The sequence below is a fragment of the Natronomonas sp. CBA1123 genome (assembly GCF_009741925.1).
Classification (GTDB): Archaea; Halobacteriota; Halobacteria; order Halobacteriales; family Haloarculaceae; genus Natronomonas.
The window spans coordinates 1-15,753 of sequence record NZ_WPCC01000060.1 but is presented as its reverse complement, the minus strand read 5'-3'; the positions used below and the strand labels follow the sequence as shown (position 1 = coordinate 15,753).

Below are 15,753 nucleotides of genomic sequence, written 5' to 3'. Positions count from 1 at the left end.
CGCTCGCCGCCACCGCGAAGCCGACGAGGCCACCCACGATAGCCGCCGCGATGAACCCGACCACGGCCGCGATGGAGACGAGGATGCCGCCGACCGTCGCGAGCAGCGCGACGCCGACCGCGTACGCGAGGAACTGCTTTGGTGCGTCCGAAAGCGTCGCCCAGAAGCGCCGCCATCCGCCGAAGACGCCGCAGTCGGCGAGAACCATCGTCGGAACGACGAACGCCGTCGTGAACGCGGCGACGATGCCGGTCGGAACCCCGACGAGGGCGAGGACGATTCCGTACTCGCTCAGCGCGAAGAGGTAGTCCGTCAGGGTCGGGTCCGCCCCCGTCGCGGTCGCGATTAACGCCCCGAGGACGGCGAACCCCACGAGCGAGAGGACGACCCTGAACGCCGCGAGTCCGAGCGCCTGCTTCCAGTGGGTGGCCATCCCCGCTATCGTCGCTCGCTCGCCGTCTCGGAGCCACCGGAGGAAGGGGAACTCCAGGAGCGCGCCGAGAACGACGAAGCCGAGCCAGACGACCCCGAGGATGGCAACCACGAGCGGCACCCACTCGGGGAGCGTCGCCGGGAGCGCCTCCTCGATTGCGCCGCGCTGTTCGGGCGCCACACCGCCGCCACCGGTTCCGCCGGTCGGGATGCTGATGCCCGGAGTGGCGACGAGTGCGGCGACGACGGTCACCCAGACCCACTCGAATAGGCCGCGTGGCCGGAACCGTCGCGTGGCGGTCAGTGCGTCGTCTATCGCGTCGAGGGCGTGGAGGGCCATGGCGGCTTCTCCACGCGACTGGAGATAAATATCCGGGTGCGCTGTCCTCTGATGGCGCACGTCTCGACGTTTGGACGGATTTGTCAGAACCCTTCTTAGGAATGGTATGACAGTGTGCGACAGACAATGAGACGCAACATCGACGAACTCGGCGCGAAGACGAGGCGGTCGGTGCTGAAGGCCATCGGCGCGACGCTCGGCGTCGGCGCGATGGGACAGGCGGCGGGCCACCGCTGGAGCGGGTCGAACAGCACCACCGAGGGACCATTCGCCGACACGACCGACGACGGGATTCCGGAGAACGTCGGACTCTCGAAGAACAGCGAGGTGTTCGGCTATCACAGCCTCGGCGACGAGGGGTCGTCCGGAACGGGCGGTCGCGCCCGGGCGCCGCACTTCGGCGGCATCACCGAAATCGACGTTCACGGCGACTACGCCTACGTGAGCATGTTCTCCGCGCGCGGTTCGAGCAGCGGCCGCGGCCTCGCCATCGTCAACATCGCACAGTTCAATCGAGCGAAGACCACCGAAGAACTCGACCAGGCCGAACTCGTCGTCGAGTCGTTCTTCCGCAACCAGAACCCGGCGACGGCGATGATGGACGTGAAGACCGACGACACCGGCGATTACGTCTTCGTCGGTACCCAACCCATCACCGCGCTGTTCGGCGAACTGGGGCAAAACCAGGAGCTGAACGACCGAGATTCTTCCTCGGGCGGCCCCAACACCGGTAGCCTGCTCGCCATCGACGTCTCCGACAAGCGCCGTCCCGAAATCGTCGACGTGGCGGAGGGGTTCTCGACGGGCATCCACAACTGCTATCATCACCGCATCGACGGACAGGACTACGTCTTCGCCTGCAAGGACATCAACGAGGGCGAAGCCGGCCTGTACGTGTTCCGGTTCGACCGGCAGGAACTCGGCTTGACGCTCGTCAACCGCTGGACGCCGTCGGGCGACGACGCCCAGGGCGATACCGGGCTCGGCGGGCTCAACTTCTACTGTCACGACGTCCACGTCCAGAACGACCCGAAGAACGGCACGCCGACCATCTACCTCTCCTATTGGGACGGCGGTACCGTCATCCTCGACGGGTCGGACCCGATGGACCTCGAACAGATAGGCATCTTCCCGATGCTGCAGGGCCACTACGCGGTGCCGGCTCCCGATACGGTCACCGTCGGCGGCGAGGAGCGGCGCGTCGCCTTCGCCAGCCACGAGGAACCGAGCGTCGACTTCGAAAACCCACGCGAGGGCAAGCCAAACGGAGGCAGCACGGGCACCATCTACCTCGTCGACACCGACGACATCTACGACACCGACGGCGTCGTCGAGTGTGGCGAACTCGCCAACTACACGTGGCAAGACAAGGTGAAATTCGAGGGCTTCGAGCTGAGTCCGCACAACTCCGACCCCGCCTTCCACGACGGGGAGTTGTGGCTCCACGTCGGCCACTACCACGGCGGAACGCGCTTCCTGAAAGTGACCCCGAGCTCCGACCGCGGAACGACCATCAGCGATGACCCCGAACTCGGCAACGGCGTCTACGTCGGGACCAACGGCCGGGGTAACACCGCGGGCGTCACCGCACCCGCCAGCGCCGGGTCGTGGCAGGTCGTCGACGGCGTTCCGACCGACCGCGCTAACGACGCAACCAACTGGGACCTCTCGGAGCCGAACGGCGCGGACTTCGCCCGTCCCGTCGAGGACGTCCCCGAGGAATCGAAGATGACGGGCCTCTCCAGCGCCCAACCGAACGTCTGGGGCGCCATCAACCACCGCGGCATCACGTACTCGGCGGACATCAATCAGGGCGTCTTCGCCATCAAACACGACGACATCGACTCACGGGGCGCCATCCCGTTCGTCGACGTCGAACGCGACGGCGACCGAACGCTGTACACCGCCGACCAAGCGGGTCGGGTCCGACTGACCGTCGCCGACGCCGACGAGGACGTCTACCTCCGTGACCGCATCCCGAGCGACTGGGAGGTCGTCGCTGGCGACGACCACGAAACCTACGCCCTCGGCGGGCAGGTGGCCGTCGAGTTCGATGCGACGACCGCACCCGGCGAGACGGTGACGTACTTCGCGGAGTCGCCCGACGACGGCGCCGGCGACACGGGAACGCAAATCTTCGGCCCCGTCGAGTTCAGCGACGACGGCGGGGAGACGTGGCAGGCGCTCTCCGGGACGATGAGTTCACCTGTGTTGGCGGGCATCGACCAGAACGACCCGACCGCAGCAGTCAGCGGGTTGACGGCCGGCACCGCGGCCGGCCTCACCGGGTTCACCTACGCCCAACGCGAACGGCTCCGGGAGCGAGCAGCGGAGTTCTTCGAGAGCGAGGAGTAATCGCGGTCGTCTGAACCAGAACCCACATCTCGGATGTATCCGAATTTCGACCGATGAACCGACGGACGTTCCTGTCGACAAGCGCCGCGCTCGCCGGGTCGTTGGCGGGCTGTACCGGCGGCGAATCGGCGCCGGAGTCGACGCCTCGGCAGACACCGTCGCCGCGGCCGACTGGGACGCCGCCGTATTACGAGGGTGTCGACCTCCCCGACGGCGTGTACGTCCAGCCGTTCGAGAACGCGATGTCGATGCAGGGACAGGCCGAAGCGGGACCCTATCGTGTTGCGGTGATGTACGCCGCCCCACATCGCTTCTGGCTCGTCGAAGGCGACCGTGCCAGCGAACGGCCCATCCGACCGGCCGACGACCTCCATCTCATGGCCGTCGTCTGGGACGCCGAAACCGGCGAGGTGGTCCCCGAGACGGGGGCTATCGGTCGAGATAGCCCGAGACGGCGAGACGGTCAGCGAGGAGGTCATCTACCCGATGCTCTCCCAGAGCATGGGGTTTCACTACGGCGGGAACTTCATTCTCGACGGCGACGGAACCTACGAGGTCGAGGTAACCGTTGGCGGTCTCCCGATTCGGGCGACCGGCGATTTCGAGGGTCGCTTCGACGCCCCACAATCAGCCACAATCGACCTCTCGTTTACCGAATCCGAACGGGAAGCCGTCGCCGTCGAGCGACTCGAAGACTACGGCGAACGGGGCGCGGCGTCCCCCTCCCGGATGGATAGTCTTCCCTCACCGTTGACCGTCCAGCGCGTGCCCGGCGTCCGTCTCGGCACTGCCTCGACGCACGACGCCGAGGTCGTTCCGACGGTTCTCGACGGGGACGCGGCGCCCGTCGGAGACCAGTACCTCGCCGTGTACCTCCGGACGCCGTACAACCGGATGGCGATTCCCGGGGCCGCGTGGTCGGGGACAGTCCGACGAGGCGGCGAGGACACGACGGTTGACCTCCGGCGCACGTTCGACTCCGAGGTCGGGTATCACTACGGCGCCGAACTGTCGACGGCGTTACGGGCGGGCGACGAGGTCGTCCTCTCGCCGGTGACGCCGCCGCAGATCGCCCGCCACGAGGGGTACGAGCGGGCGTTTCTCGACCTCGAAGCGGTGTCCTTCGTCGTCTGAGTCGCCCGCTTCACGACTCGACATCGTCCACGCGCATGCGCGGGTAGTCGCCGTCCATCGCCATCGAGGCGTGGACGCGACAGTCCTCGTAGTCGATGTCCATCTCGACTTCCATGAACCGGCCGGTCAGTTCCGTGTAGTCGGCCGATTGCCCGTCGAGTTCGGCGGCCAGCGCGTCGTCGAGGATATCGACGGTGACCGACGCACAGAACGGCTGGTTCTCGATTGCCTCCTCGATTGCGGTTTCGAGGCTCGCGCTGCTGGTCGGCGAGACGGGCGTGCCCGCAAACTGGTGATACAGCGTGCCGAACTTGATGCCGGCCTCGAAGCAGGCCTCCTGTGGCGTCGTCGGATCCATGTTTTGGGGTCGTCGGGCGGCGAAAAGAGCGTTTCCCGTCTCGGAACCCATTTAGGTCGGCACCGCTTCGAACGGGTATGGAGTACGAAGCCAGCCTCGACCGAGCGCTGGACGCCGTCCCCGACATTCAGTCGGGTGGCGACCGGCTCTCGGTCCCCGACCCCCAGGCGCAAGCCGACGGCGCCTTCACCCGGTTCAACAACCTCGATGCGGTCGCCGACGCGCTGGCCCGCGAGACGGACCACCTCCACCGGTTCGTCCAGCGCGCCCTCGCGACCTCCGGGAAACTGGAGGAAGGCGTCGGCCGCTACAACGGCAACTTCGACGAGCGGGACTTCGAGGCCGCCGTCGAGGACTACACCGAGGAGTACGTCCGCTGTAGTGAGTGTGGCCTGCCGGACACCCGACTCGTCCAGGAAGACCGGACGATGATGCTTCGCTGTGACGCCTGCGGTGCGTTCCGACCGGTGAAGAAGGGCGGCGGCTCTTCGAACACCCGACAGCAGCGCGACGAAGTCAAGCCCGGCGAGACGTACACGGTCGAAGTGACCGACACTGGCCGGAAGGGCGACGGCGTCGCCCACCGCGGCGATTACACGATCTTCGTCCCCGGCGCCAGCGAGGGCGACGTGGTCGAGGTGTACATCGAGAACACGAGCGGCAATCTCGCCTTCTCCCGAATCGCCTGACAGGTCGACTTTTCTCCTCGCGCCGGCGCCCGAATCAATCGTTCGTCAAAAAACGTTAACGAATATTAGTCGAAAAGCCACAACTGTTAGGCGCGAATATTGCCAAATCGGCCGATGGCGGCCGCAATACGTGGCAAACACGCCGGATTTATATCTTGTGAGGGACCACCTACGGACGTTATGGGACAGACGATTGCAGAAAAAATCCTCGACGACCACCTCGTCGAGGGCGAACTCGAGACCGGTGAGGAAATCGGAATCGAGATCGACCAGGTTCTGACACAGGACACGACGGGTACGTTCGTGTGGCTGCAGTTCGAGGCGCTCGGGATGGACGAAGTCCAGACGGAACTCGCCGCGCAGTACTGCGACCACCAGACGTATCAGTTCGACTTCAAGAACACGGACGACCACCGCTTCCTTCGCTCGGCGGCCGGCAAGTACGGCGCGTACTTCAGCCGCCCCGGCAACGGCATTTGTCACAACGTCCACAAGGAGAACTTCGCCGCGCCCGGCAAGACGCTCCTCGGTTCGGACAGCCACACGCCGACGCCCGGCGGGCTCGGCCAGCTCGCCATCGGTGCCGGCGGTATCGACATCTCCGTCGCCATGGGTGGCGGCGCCTACTACATCGAGATGCCCGAAGTCGTCAACGTTCGCCTCGAGGGCGAACTCCCCGAGTGGGCGACCGCAAAGGACATCGCGCTGCACCTGCTCGGCGAGCTGTCCGTGAAGGGCGGCGTCGGCAAAATCTTCGAGTACACCGGCCCCGGCGTCGAGAACCTCACCGTCCCCGAGCGGACGACGATTACGAACCTCGGGACGGAACTCGGCGCGACCACCTCCATCTTCCCGACCGACGAGAAGACCAAGGAGTGGCTCTCGCTGTTCGGCCGCGAAGACGAGTACGTCGACCTCGAGCCCGACGACGACGCCGAGTACGCCGACCAGATTACGGTCGACCTCTCGGAGCTCGAACCGCTCATCGCGTGTCCGAGCATGCCCGACAAGGTCGTGCCCGTCCGCGAGGTCGCCGGCACGGACGTCGACCAGGTCATCATCGGCTCCTGTACGAACGGTGCCTACGAGGACATCCTCCCCGGCGCGAAGATGCTCGAAGGCCGCACCACGGACAAGAAGACCGAGATGATTGTCGCGCCCGGTTCGAAGCAGGCCTCCGAGATGCTCGCCCGTGAGGGCTGGACCGCGGAGATGATGGCGGCCGGCGTCAACTTCTCCGAGGCGACGTGTGGTGCCTGTATCGGCATCGGCCACGTTCCCGCCTCCGACTCCGTCTCGCTGCGGACGTTCAACCGCAACTTCGAGGGTCGCTCCGGCATCGAGAACGACAACGTCTACCTCTGTTCGCCGGAGGTCGCCACCGCGGCCGCCATCGCCGGCGAAATCGTCGACCCGCGTGACCTCGCCGACGAACTCGGCGACCTCGAGGACCCCGGCTTCGAGATGGGCGACAAGTACGGCCCCGGCATGGCCCAGGACGACCCCGACCTCATCGCGCCCGACGAGGCCGTCGACGACGAGCTCATCAAGGGCCCCAACATCGGCGACGTGCCGCTGAAGGACGAACTCGACGCCGAACTGTCGGGTCCGGCCCTGCTGAAGATGGAGGACAACATCACGACCGACCACATCATCCCTGCGACGCAGGACATCCTGATGTACCGGTCGAACATTCCGAAGCTCTCGGAGTTCACGCTGTCGCGCGTCGACGACACCTTCGCACAGCGCGCACTCGACAGCGACGGCGGCTTCCTCGTCGCCGGCGAGAACTACGGACAGGGCTCCTCGCGTGAGCACGCGGCGCTGTGTCCGATGTACCTCGGTATCGAGGGCGTCCTCGCACAGAGCTTCGCCCGCATCCACAAGGCGAACCTGTTCAACTTCGGTCTCATCCCGCTGGAAATCGACGAGGCCGACTACGAGAACATCGAGCAGGGCGACGACATCGAAATCGTCGACGACGTCGCGGAAGGCGTCCGCTCCGGTCAGGAAGAGTTCACGGTCCGCGTCAACGACGACTGGGAACTCACCGCGACGCTGGACGCCTCCGAGCGCGAGCGCGAAATCCTCGCTAACGGTGGCAAGCTCCCCCCACGTCAAGAAACAGCACGACGAGAGCTCCGGCGCCGCGCCCGCGGACGACTGAAGCCTCGTTTCACAACACTCGTTCATTTTTTTCGACGCTACACGGCCAGCCGCGGCTTCGAGCCGCTGGATCGCCTACAGCGACCGATATAAACCGAACTGGACAGTGCAGCGGCTATCTATCGTGTAAAAAGCGGGGGTGGGGGGGGGGGGTGGGGGATGCACCCAAACGGGTGCAACTGACTGTAACTCCCGTGGGTAAATGAATCTTCTGGCCAGCCCTTAGATTCCAAGCACTGTATTTATATATGGTGTCGCGGCCGGTAGGCATATGCCGCCGTCCACGTAAGTGAAAACGTGACTACGACGGCGCCGCGCGCCGACGTGGGGGTTCGGCAGGCCACTCGTGGGGACCTCCTGTCGGTGTTCCGCATTGAGAAGCGGTCGTTCCCGCAGGCGTGGCCCTACGCGGCGTTCGAGCGATTTCTGGACGAACCCGGGTTTCTGGTCGCGGAGGCGGATGAGGGAACCGACGACGTGGAGGCGGGCGAAATCGTCGGCTACGTCGTCGCCGACAGCATTCCGAACCACGGCGTCTCCATCGGCCACGTCAAGGACCTCGCGGTCGACCCCGAACGCCGCGGTGAGGGCATCGGTGGACTGCTGCTCTCGCGTGCGCTCGCGACGCTTGCGACGCAGAGCGTCGGCCGCGTGAAACTGGAGGTCCGGGAGAGCAACGACGCGGCGCTGTCGCTGTATCGGGAGTTCGGCTTCGAAACCCACCACGCCGTGCCGGGGTATTACGACGACGGCGAGGACGCGTACGTGATGGTGCGAGAGCTGTAAACTGTCATCCCACCGAGTCGTAGATTCGTCGTACTGTGACGTCGACCGTAGGCGCAGGCGTTTTGCCGCTGGAACGCCGATTCGGGGTATGGGATACGCCTGCCCCGTCTGTTCGGACCCACAAGCCGACGCGGGCCACCTCGCGAACCACCTCGCCTTCACCGCCATCCTCGGCGACGCCGACCACGAGACGTGGCTCGGCGAGCACGTCCCGGAGTGGGACGGGATGGGGGAATCGGAACTCGCCGCGGTCGTCACCGACTACGTCGAGGAGACGGAGTTCCCGCAGGTGTTCGAGGACACCGTCGGCTCACCCGAAGACCCCGACGACCCACTCGAAGAACGGTCCGGGGCGCTGTTCGAGGAATCGGGCCACGGTCACGACCACGGCGACCACGACCACGGACACGGCGCCCCCACCGCCAGCACCTCGGAGCCGGCCCACGCCGAGACCGAGGCCATTCTCGAAGAGGCGCGGGAGATGACCCGCGAGATGCTCAAGGACGGCGATGCCGGCGACGACGAAGCCGAAAACGAGTAACGGCAGCGGCTCTTTTCTGTCGGTATGGACACCGAAGGGACGTTCGCCCCGGAGTCGTGGGCCGACGCCCGAAACCGCTATGAGAGCCTTGGGCCGACGGCACAGACCGTCGTCCGCGAGGTAACCAAAGCGATGGCGTTCGACCGCGAGGAGTACGAATCTCGCGTGACGAGTGAGGTCGTCGAGACGGCCCGGCAGGCGACGTTCGCGGAGACGCTGTCGGTCACCGTCGGTTCCGTCGAGGAGTTCGAGACGTGGCGGGAGACCTTCGACGGCGACGTACACGTTGTCGGCAGCGACAACGTCGACCGCGTGGCATGGCACGCCGGCCCCGAGGGCGCCGCGGTCGCGGCGACGTTCCAGAACGAACCCGAGGCGGCGGTGGCGACGCTCCGACGGGTGGCGTTCAACCGCATCTACCGGGAGGAACTATGCGAACCGTAACGCGCAACCTCGTCATCTTCTTGTTGGTGCTTTTGGTCGCCCTCCTCGCGCTGGGCGCGCTTCCCAGTTACATCCAGACCGGCGACCCCTACTACGTCGAGGCGACGGCTGTCGAGGAACCGGGGCCGACAGTCGACGCGACCAACCTCACCGAACGGCGGTTCCCCTACAGCATCGCCGCCTTGGAGGCCGCCGAAACTGGGGAGACGCCGGCCCGGTCGGAGGCCTACTACACTGGCCCCATCGGCTTCAAGGAGGCGTTCACCCACACGCCGTTCGACGAGTTCGGCGAGTTCCGGACCAGAAACGCTAGCGCGGTCGAACGCGGCGCCGAGCCGCCGGTCGGCGATACGGCCTACGTCGAACGCGGCGGCCAGCGGTACCGTCTCGAAATCGTCCGGGTGGAGGCCGAGTAGATGGAGGACCCGAGTCCCTCAGAGCACGACTGGCACGTCGTCGAGTCCGTCACCGAGTACGAGACTGGGTGGTACACCGGCGGCTACGACCTCGTCGAGTTACCGGACGGCCGCGAGAAGCGCTACTACTGGGCGGAGTTGCCGCCGGCGGTCGTCATCGTCGCGGTCGTCGACGACCCCGCGTCGCTGGGGCTTCCGGGCGAGGGCCGGTCGGTCGCGATGGTCGAGCAGTTCCGGCCGACGATTCGGGAGTTGTGTTACGAACTCCCGGCGGGCATCGTCGAGGACGGCGAAACCTACGCCGAGGCGGGCGCCCGGGAACTCGAAGAGGAGGTCGGTCTCGTCGCGGAGTCGGTCGAACTCATCGAGGACTTCTGGTGTTCGACGGGCGTGTTGCGTCACGAACGCGGCATCGCGTGGGCCGAGGGGTTCTCGGTCGGCGCCCGGGAACTCGACGGCAACGAGTTCCTCGACGTGAAGACGGTGCCCGTCGAATCCGCACTCGACCTCGCGCGGTCGGGGCCGGCAAACGACGCCACCATCGAGGGGCTGTTGTTGGCTGAGGCCGACGGCCTGTTGTAGCCGTCCAGTCCTGCCGTTTAATACGCTCGTCGCCTACCCACCGGTATGGACGGCGAGATTTCTGCGGCAGAACTGCAGGCGCTACTCGACGACGGCGAGGACGTTCGCATCGTCGACATCCGGTCGCCTCCCGCCTTCGCTCGCGGACATATTCCGGGCAGCGAAAACGTTCCGTTTCAGCAACTGACGACTCGAATCGAGGAGTTCGCCGACGCCGACCGCGTCGTGACCGTGTGTCCCCACGGGCAGGCGAGCCAGCAGGCCGCCCGACTCATCGGATCCTTCGAGGGGTTCTCGGGACGGGTCGACTCGCTCGCGCCCGGAATCGAGGGCTGGGAGTACGAACTGGCGTCTGGCGAGGAGACGGAGTCGGGAATCACGGCCGGCGAGGACGGCCCGGACGCGCCGTTCTGAAGGACGCGCCGTAGCTACCGCTGGTGAAGTGGGCGCTCGAAAAACGGACTCGACGTGCGGTTCAGAGGGCGTTACGCAACGTTGAACCCCTTCTCCTGAAGGAAATCCTCGATGCGCCCGAGGTGATTACCCTGTAGTTCGATGACGCCGTCCTCGACGGTGCCGCCGCAGGCGAATTTCGATTTCAGGTCGCTCGACAGCGAGTCGAGATCGACGTCTCGGGGGTCGAACCCCTCGATGACCGTTACCTCCTTACCGTATCGGCGCTCGTCGATGCGGATGTTGATCTCCTGGGACTCCTTGGCGACGTCTTCGCAGACGCAGAGTTCCTCGGGGAGACCGCACGTCGAGCAGACTTCCGACATTACAATCCGGGTGTACACGACGGCCGTATTAAACACTATCGGGACCGTGTATTCCGCTTTTCCACCAGATGGGGGAGTCGAGAGCGCTCTTCGAGTAGGTCGGCGAGGTCGGCTCTGGCCGTCGCAGCGTCGGAAGCATCGACGCCGTGGCCGTAGCGGGCCTGCTCGTACAGTCGGCCGACGCGCTCGATTCGGTCGTCGCCGGCGAGGAACTGCCGGGGAGTCTCACCGGGGGCTTTCTGCCGGCCGTCGCGCTCTTCGAGGTGGACGACGCGGTGATAGACGCCGGCGACGACGGCCTCGGGGTCGTCGACCGGGAGGCGCCTGAGCCACAGTTCCCGGTAGAGTCGTCGGCCGGTGCCGGTGCGTCTGAGGCCGGCGACGACGCCGGCGAAGACGAGCAACCCGAAGCCGGCCTGTTCGGGCGTCGGAACCGGTATCGTCGGCAGCGAGAACCCGCCGTCGCCGTCGGTTCCCGGCGGACCGTCGGTGGGTGTCGTCTCGGTACCGTTCGGTTCGGTGTCCGTCCCGTTCGGCCCCTCGGGTGTCGTCGGGTCGGGCGTCCCTTGGTCGAAATCGGAGTCGAGCGAGTCGTCGGTGTCGATGTCGCTGTCGTTGTCCGAGCGGGCGTCGGCGAGGATTTCGCGCTCCTCGGCGATGCGGGGGTCCGAGGGCGTGGGGTCGAACTTCACCCAGCCGTGTTCGGGGAAGTACACCTCGACCCAGGCGTGGGAGTTGTACCCTCTGACGACCCACTCGCCGTCGTCGACCTGTTGGCCGGGGGTGTAGCCGACGACGAACCGCGCCGGGATGTCCTGGGTGCGAAGCATCGTCACCATCGTCGTCGCGAAGTACGTACAGTAGCCCGCGTCCATCTCGAAGAGGAACTCGTCGGCGACGTTGCCGCGGGGTCGTTCGACGTCCAGCGAGTAGTCGTAGTTGTTCTGGAGCCACTGTTCGAGGACGCGAGCGGTGTCGTAGGGGTTCTCGGCGTTGGCAGTGAGTCGGTCGGTCCGCTCGGTCACGCGGGCGGGCGTACTGGACGGCAACTGCGTGTACCGCTCGGTGACGGTGTCGGGGGTAGTCGGTGCCGGCACTCCGGAGCTCCGCCGGCGGGGCGACGGGCACCTCGCTCGTGGCGGTGTAGGACTCGCCGGCCTGCAGCGGACTGGCGGGCTGGAACGCGCCGCTGTCGGTCACTTGGACGGGAACTGGAACGTCGTCGATGTCGACTGGCGTGTTCGCCGCCGGAAGCGTCGCGATGTCGGTTTCGGCGGTGTAACGCTGTTCGAGCGTCCGGCTCTCGCCGGGCGGCGGCGGTAGCGACCCGCCGTAGTTGCGCATTTCGCCGCTCTGGACCCAGCCACCGCCGGTGTAGCGGTCGTAGGTGCCGACCCGCCAGTACGCCTCGGCGTCGGCTTCGACGGTGTAGCGCACTTCCGGGGAGAGTTCGACGGGCCCGGTGACGGCGAGGCTGTCACCGGCGTGGACGAGACTCGACTCCATCGTCGATGTCTGCGTGCCGACACCCTCCGTGGAGATGAACGACCCGGCGGCGCCGGGGACGACCCCGACGAACAGCGTCAACACGACCATCGTCGCGAGCAAGACGACGACGCCGTCGGCGTTTCTGAGCGACTCGCCACGGCGGTCGCAGTCGCCGAAGGCCAACGCGAGGGTGACGCCGACGACGCCGACGAGCGTGGTCGGCGTCGTCGCGTCGCCGGTCAACACGACCACACCGAGGGCGCCGCCGGCGACGGCGCTGGCGGCGACGTAGTTGCGACGCAACGCGAGGTAGGTGGCCAGGAAAACCGGCCCCGGGGCGGCCGAAAGCGCCCACACGTCGGCGTTGACGATGCGGAGCACCGAGAGGCCGCCCAACAGCGCGAACACGTCGCTCACCATCGGCCCGACCAACACGAGGAAGCCGAATCCGCCGGGGAGCGACTGGATGTAGAGGTAGGTGCCAATGACGACGGCCGCCGCGCCGATGCCGAAGGCGGTTCGCGGGCGGATGAGCCACGCCAGCACGGCGCCGGCCAGTGCGGCCCCACCGACGACGTAGTACAGGAGCGTCGCGTCACCGGTGATGACGAGTATCCGATAGAGGACGTAACAGAACGCGCCGAGGGTGGTCGCGACGCCGCCGAGCGCGAGAAGTCGGGCCGGGGCGACCGGGGCCTCGACGGCGCCGAGTGCGTCGCGAACCGACCGGTCGGTCGTGCTCACGCCAGCACCTCCCGACTCCGGTGGGCTCCCGACAGTCCCTCGAAGTCGACTTCCCGGTCGGCGAGTGTCACGGTCGCACTGCCACCCCGCCCGAGGACGTACACGTCGGCGCTCCGCCGGCGTTCGGGGTCGACCCACCCGTCGTCGGTGCGTGCGAGGAGTCGGAGCACCGAGACGACGTCGCCGGGGTGGGCGACGATGCTCCCGTCGGGCACCGTCACGGCGACCGTGACGCCGAGGTCGTGGAGGTGGGCCACGAGGGAGGCGACGCTCTCGGCCATCGCGTCGGCGCTGCCCAGCGCCGACTCGCCGACCACTTCGAGTTGGGTCGCCTCCGAACGACTCTCGTATTCGGCGACGACGAACTCCTCGTCCGTTCGCTTCGCGCTCGCCCGCCAGTGGATATCCCGCATCGTGTCGCCGGGGCCGTACTCGCGGAGGCGGTCGAACGACGAGCGGTCGTCGCCGAGGACGCGACTGGTGAGCGACCCCAGCGTGTCGTCTTCGAGGCCGTACACGTCGGGATACACGAGTGTCGTCGTCGTCCCCGCCGTCTCCACGTCGGTTCTGAACAGGCCGAGGGAGTCGGTCACCCGGCAGGTCGCCGGTCCGAGGGCGTGTTCGCCGCGGCGGCGCAACTCGATGTCGTACTCGAAGGTCCCGCCGTGGCCGACGGTCGCCGTCGTCGTATCGGCGTCGACGCCGTCATCGAGCGACTCGGTGACCGTACAGGGAACGTCGGCGTCGACGCTGAGCGTGACGGGTCGATATTCGCCGGGAAAGCCCGCCTCGGGCGTCGAGCGCTCGACGGTCGGCGGGTCGGCCCGGAGAAGTTGGACGGCGCCCGCGAGGAGGCCGACCAAGGCGGGGACGACGACGGCGTTCAGCGACCGCGCGCCCGCGCCGGCGCCCAAGAGGAACGCCAGCAGCGCCACCGTGAGCACGGCGTAGCCCCGACGCGTCGGCCGCAGGTTTCGGACGTTCGTGAGCATCGCCCGCTCTCACTCCTCGACGGCGACCGATTCCAGCGCCGCCTCGACGACGGCCTCGCTGTCATCGTCGCCGGGGGCGGTCCGCATCCGGTGGGGGAAGACGACCGGCGCGGCGGCCTGTACGTCGTCGGGAATCACGTAGTCGCGGGAGTCGAGTACGGCACGGCCCTGTGCGGCCCGCACCAGGGCGATAGAGCCGCGGGGGCTGACGCCCAACTCCGCGTGCTCGCGGGTGTAGTTCGCCAGCCGCGTGACGTACTGCCGGAGCGGGTCCCGAACCTCGACGTTCCCAGTCACTTCGCGGGCCTCCCGGAGCGCTTCGTCGGTCGCGACCGCCGAGATGTCGTCGATGGCGTGGCCGCCGACGGCGCGGTCGATGACCTCCGACTCGTCGTCGGGGTCGGGGTAGCCGAGATGCAACTTCAGCATGAATCGGTCCAACTCGGCGGCCGGCAGTTCGTAGGTGCGCTCGCGCTCGATGGAGTTCTGGGTCGCGATGACGACGAAGGGGTCCGGAACCGGGTGGCTCTCGCCGTCGACGGTCACCTGCCCTTCCTCCATCGCCTCGAGGAGTGCGGCCTGCGTTTTCGGCGGCGCGCGGTTGATTTCGTCGCCCAAGACGACGTTGGCGAAGACGGGCCCCGCGCGGAACTCGAAGGTACTCGTCTGTTGGTTGTAGACGTTCGCGCCGGTGATGTCGGCCGGCAGGAGGTCCGGCGTGAACTGGACGCGCTTGAACGAGCAGTCGAAGGATTCGGCGACCGCACGCGCGAGCATCGTCTTGCCGACGCCGGGGACGTCCTCTAGGAGGACGTGGCCGCCACCCAACAGCGCGGTGACCAGATGCTCGATGCTGTCGTCGTTGCCGACGATGACCCGCTGGACGTTGTCGATGACGTCCCGGGCGGTCTCGCCGGCACGCTGTACGTCGACCGTCCGCTCGGCCGGCGGCGCGGCCGATGACTCGGTCGTGTCAGTCATGGAGGGCGTACCGGATACCCGGAGAAACGCGGCATACGTCTTGTGGTCGCGGTACGACTGTCATTACCTGTCGATGGGGCCGAAGCGACGTAAGCACTATGGAGGTTGGGGTATCGACCGCACAGTAGATTCCGTCGAGTGCGTGAACCGGATACTGGAACGCTGTCGCTCGTCGTCGGAAAATACGGAAAAGTCAGTTCAGTCGCTCGAAGCGAGTGTGGAAAGCGGGAGCCTTACAGGCGCGTGACGTTCGTCGCGCGCGGGCCCTTCTCGGCTTCCTCGATATCGAATTCGATTTCCTGACCCTCTTCGAGGTCGGGGCCGCCGAACGTCCTCCAATGTGGAAGAAAACGTCCTCGTCCGCGTCGTCAGTCTCGATAAATCCGTAGCCGCCAGTGTCGTTGAAGAAGTCAACCTTACCGTTTGCCATTGCGAATACAGAGAGATGGTGGGCACGTATAAGCCTCTCGTATTCGTTTTCTTCGTGACAATCTTCAGGCATGCGAGAATTTTCCCCTCCGTTTCC

The 15,753-nt window shown here is 66.6% G+C and carries 15 protein-coding genes and 3 pseudogenes; 10 read left to right on the top strand and 8 right to left on the bottom strand.

Going from position 1 to position 15,753, the window contains the following annotated elements:
• A partial coding sequence (locus GJ631_RS17295; protein ID WP_156710350.1) for a hypothetical protein occupies window positions 1-772 on the bottom strand: 772 nt, incomplete at its 3' end.
• A 126-nt stretch (window positions 773-898) separates the two neighbouring features.
• Between GJ631_RS17295 and GJ631_RS17290 the strand changes: the two genes are divergently transcribed.
• Window positions 899-3,127, top strand: a complete 2,229-nt coding sequence (locus GJ631_RS17290; protein WP_156710349.1) for a hypothetical protein — start codon at window positions 899-901, stop codon at window positions 3,125-3,127.
• Window positions 3,128-3,460: 333 nt separating this feature from the next.
• A complete protein-coding gene (locus GJ631_RS17285) occupies window positions 3,461-4,261 on the top strand; it encodes an iron transporter (RefSeq protein WP_156710348.1) in 801 nt (266 codons plus the stop codon).
• A 10-nt stretch (window positions 4,262-4,271) separates the two neighbouring features.
• On the opposite strand, the gene GJ631_RS17280 is transcribed toward GJ631_RS17285, so the two are convergent.
• Window positions 4,272-4,619 (bottom strand): dihydroneopterin aldolase family protein, encoded by a 348-nt coding sequence (locus GJ631_RS17280; RefSeq protein WP_156710347.1) that lies wholly within the window; start codon window positions 4,617-4,619, stop codon window positions 4,272-4,274.
• 77 nt (window positions 4,620-4,696) lie between these two features.
• Between GJ631_RS17280 and GJ631_RS17275 the strand changes: the two genes are divergently transcribed.
• The 8 genes and pseudogenes from GJ631_RS17275 (at window position 4,697) to GJ631_RS17240 (ending at window position 10,657) form a co-directional block, all read left to right on the top strand.
• The gene (locus GJ631_RS17275; protein WP_156710346.1) at window positions 4,697-5,308 is read left to right on the top strand and encodes a translation initiation factor IF-2 subunit beta; all 612 of its coding nucleotides are present in this window, start codon (window positions 4,697-4,699) and stop codon (window positions 5,306-5,308) included.
• A 180-nt stretch (window positions 5,309-5,488) separates the two neighbouring features.
• A pseudogene (locus tag GJ631_RS17270) lies at window positions 5,489-7,475 on the top strand (aconitate hydratase).
• A gap of 296 nt (window positions 7,476-7,771) precedes the next feature.
• Window positions 7,772-8,260 (top strand): ribosomal protein S18-alanine N-acetyltransferase, encoded by a 489-nt coding sequence (gene rimI / locus GJ631_RS17265; protein ID WP_370518721.1) that lies wholly within the window; start codon window positions 7,772-7,774, stop codon window positions 8,258-8,260.
• An 88-nt stretch (window positions 8,261-8,348) separates the two neighbouring features.
• A complete protein-coding gene (locus tag GJ631_RS17260) occupies window positions 8,349-8,801 on the top strand; it encodes a DUF5810 domain-containing protein (protein WP_156710345.1) in 453 nt (150 codons plus the stop codon).
• A 24-nt stretch (window positions 8,802-8,825) separates the two neighbouring features.
• On the top strand, window positions 8,826-9,245 hold the full coding sequence (locus tag GJ631_RS17255) for a DUF5809 family protein (protein ID WP_156710344.1): 420 nt from the start codon (window positions 8,826-8,828) through the stop codon (window positions 9,243-9,245).
• Window positions 9,233-9,661, top strand: coding sequence for a hypothetical protein (locus tag GJ631_RS17250; RefSeq protein ID WP_156710343.1), 429 nt, complete (start codon window positions 9,233-9,235; stop codon window positions 9,659-9,661). The genes GJ631_RS17255 and GJ631_RS17250 overlap by 13 nt, the downstream gene beginning before the upstream one ends.
• Window positions 9,662-10,243: an NUDIX hydrolase gene (locus GJ631_RS17245; RefSeq protein WP_156710342.1), complete on the top strand. Its 582-nt coding sequence runs from the start codon at window positions 9,662-9,664 to the stop codon at window positions 10,241-10,243.
• Between the two features lie 45 nt (window positions 10,244-10,288).
• The gene (locus GJ631_RS17240; protein WP_156710341.1) at window positions 10,289-10,657 is read left to right on the top strand and encodes a rhodanese-like domain-containing protein; all 369 of its coding nucleotides are present in this window, start codon (window positions 10,289-10,291) and stop codon (window positions 10,655-10,657) included.
• A 71-nt stretch (window positions 10,658-10,728) separates the two neighbouring features.
• Here the strand turns inward: GJ631_RS17240 and yciH are convergent, their stop codons facing one another.
• From yciH to GJ631_RS17205, 6 genes and pseudogenes are all read right to left on the bottom strand, one after another.
• Window positions 10,729-11,022: a stress response translation initiation inhibitor YciH gene (yciH, locus tag GJ631_RS17235; protein ID WP_156710340.1), complete on the bottom strand. Its 294-nt coding sequence runs from the start codon at window positions 11,020-11,022 to the stop codon at window positions 10,729-10,731.
• A 35-nt stretch (window positions 11,023-11,057) separates the two neighbouring features.
• Window positions 11,058-12,119: a transglutaminase domain-containing protein gene (locus tag GJ631_RS17230; protein ID WP_156710339.1), complete on the bottom strand. Its 1,062-nt coding sequence runs from the start codon at window positions 12,117-12,119 to the stop codon at window positions 11,058-11,060.
• 85 nt (window positions 12,120-12,204) lie between these two features.
• A pseudogene (locus GJ631_RS19535) lies at window positions 12,205-13,056 on the bottom strand (DUF3488 domain-containing protein); the annotation flags it as partial.
• A gap of 194 nt (window positions 13,057-13,250) precedes the next feature.
• Window positions 13,251-14,246 (bottom strand): DUF58 domain-containing protein, encoded by a 996-nt coding sequence (locus GJ631_RS17215; protein WP_156710336.1) that lies wholly within the window; start codon window positions 14,244-14,246, stop codon window positions 13,251-13,253.
• A gap of 9 nt (window positions 14,247-14,255) precedes the next feature.
• A complete protein-coding gene (locus GJ631_RS17210; RefSeq protein ID WP_156710335.1) occupies window positions 14,256-15,227 on the bottom strand; it encodes a MoxR family ATPase in 972 nt (323 codons plus the stop codon).
• Window positions 15,228-15,460: 233 nt separating this feature from the next.
• Window positions 15,461-15,657, bottom strand: a pseudogene (locus GJ631_RS17205) (cold-shock protein).
• Between the last annotated feature and the right edge of the window lie 96 nt (window positions 15,658-15,753).

Excerpts from the sequence above, each read along its gene's own strand:
- GJ631_RS17210 (WP_156710335.1), bottom strand. The coding sequence starts at position 15,227 with ATGACTGACACGACCGAGTCATCGGCCGCGCCGCCGGCCGAGCGGACG.
- GJ631_RS17280 (WP_156710347.1), bottom strand. The coding sequence starts at position 4,619 with ATGGATCCGACGACGCCACAGGAGGCCTGCTTCGAGGCCGGCATCAAG.
- GJ631_RS17245 (WP_156710342.1), top strand. The coding sequence starts at position 9,662 with ATGGAGGACCCGAGTCCCTCAGAGCACGACTGGCACGTCGTCGAGTCC.
- GJ631_RS17260 (WP_156710345.1), top strand. The coding sequence starts at position 8,349 with ATGGGATACGCCTGCCCCGTCTGTTCGGACCCACAAGCCGACGCGGGC.
- yciH (WP_156710340.1), bottom strand. The coding sequence starts at position 11,022 with ATGTCGGAAGTCTGCTCGACGTGCGGTCTCCCCGAGGAACTCTGCGTC.
- GJ631_RS17215 (WP_156710336.1), bottom strand. The coding sequence starts at position 14,246 with ATGCTCACGAACGTCCGAAACCTGCGGCCGACGCGTCGGGGCTACGCC.
- GJ631_RS17290 (WP_156710349.1), top strand. The coding sequence starts at position 899 with ATGAGACGCAACATCGACGAACTCGGCGCGAAGACGAGGCGGTCGGTG.
- GJ631_RS17240 (WP_156710341.1), top strand. The coding sequence starts at position 10,289 with ATGGACGGCGAGATTTCTGCGGCAGAACTGCAGGCGCTACTCGACGAC.
- GJ631_RS17255 (WP_156710344.1), top strand. The coding sequence starts at position 8,826 with ATGGACACCGAAGGGACGTTCGCCCCGGAGTCGTGGGCCGACGCCCGA.
- GJ631_RS17250 (WP_156710343.1), top strand. The coding sequence starts at position 9,233 with ATGCGAACCGTAACGCGCAACCTCGTCATCTTCTTGTTGGTGCTTTTG.
- GJ631_RS17275 (WP_156710346.1), top strand. The coding sequence starts at position 4,697 with ATGGAGTACGAAGCCAGCCTCGACCGAGCGCTGGACGCCGTCCCCGAC.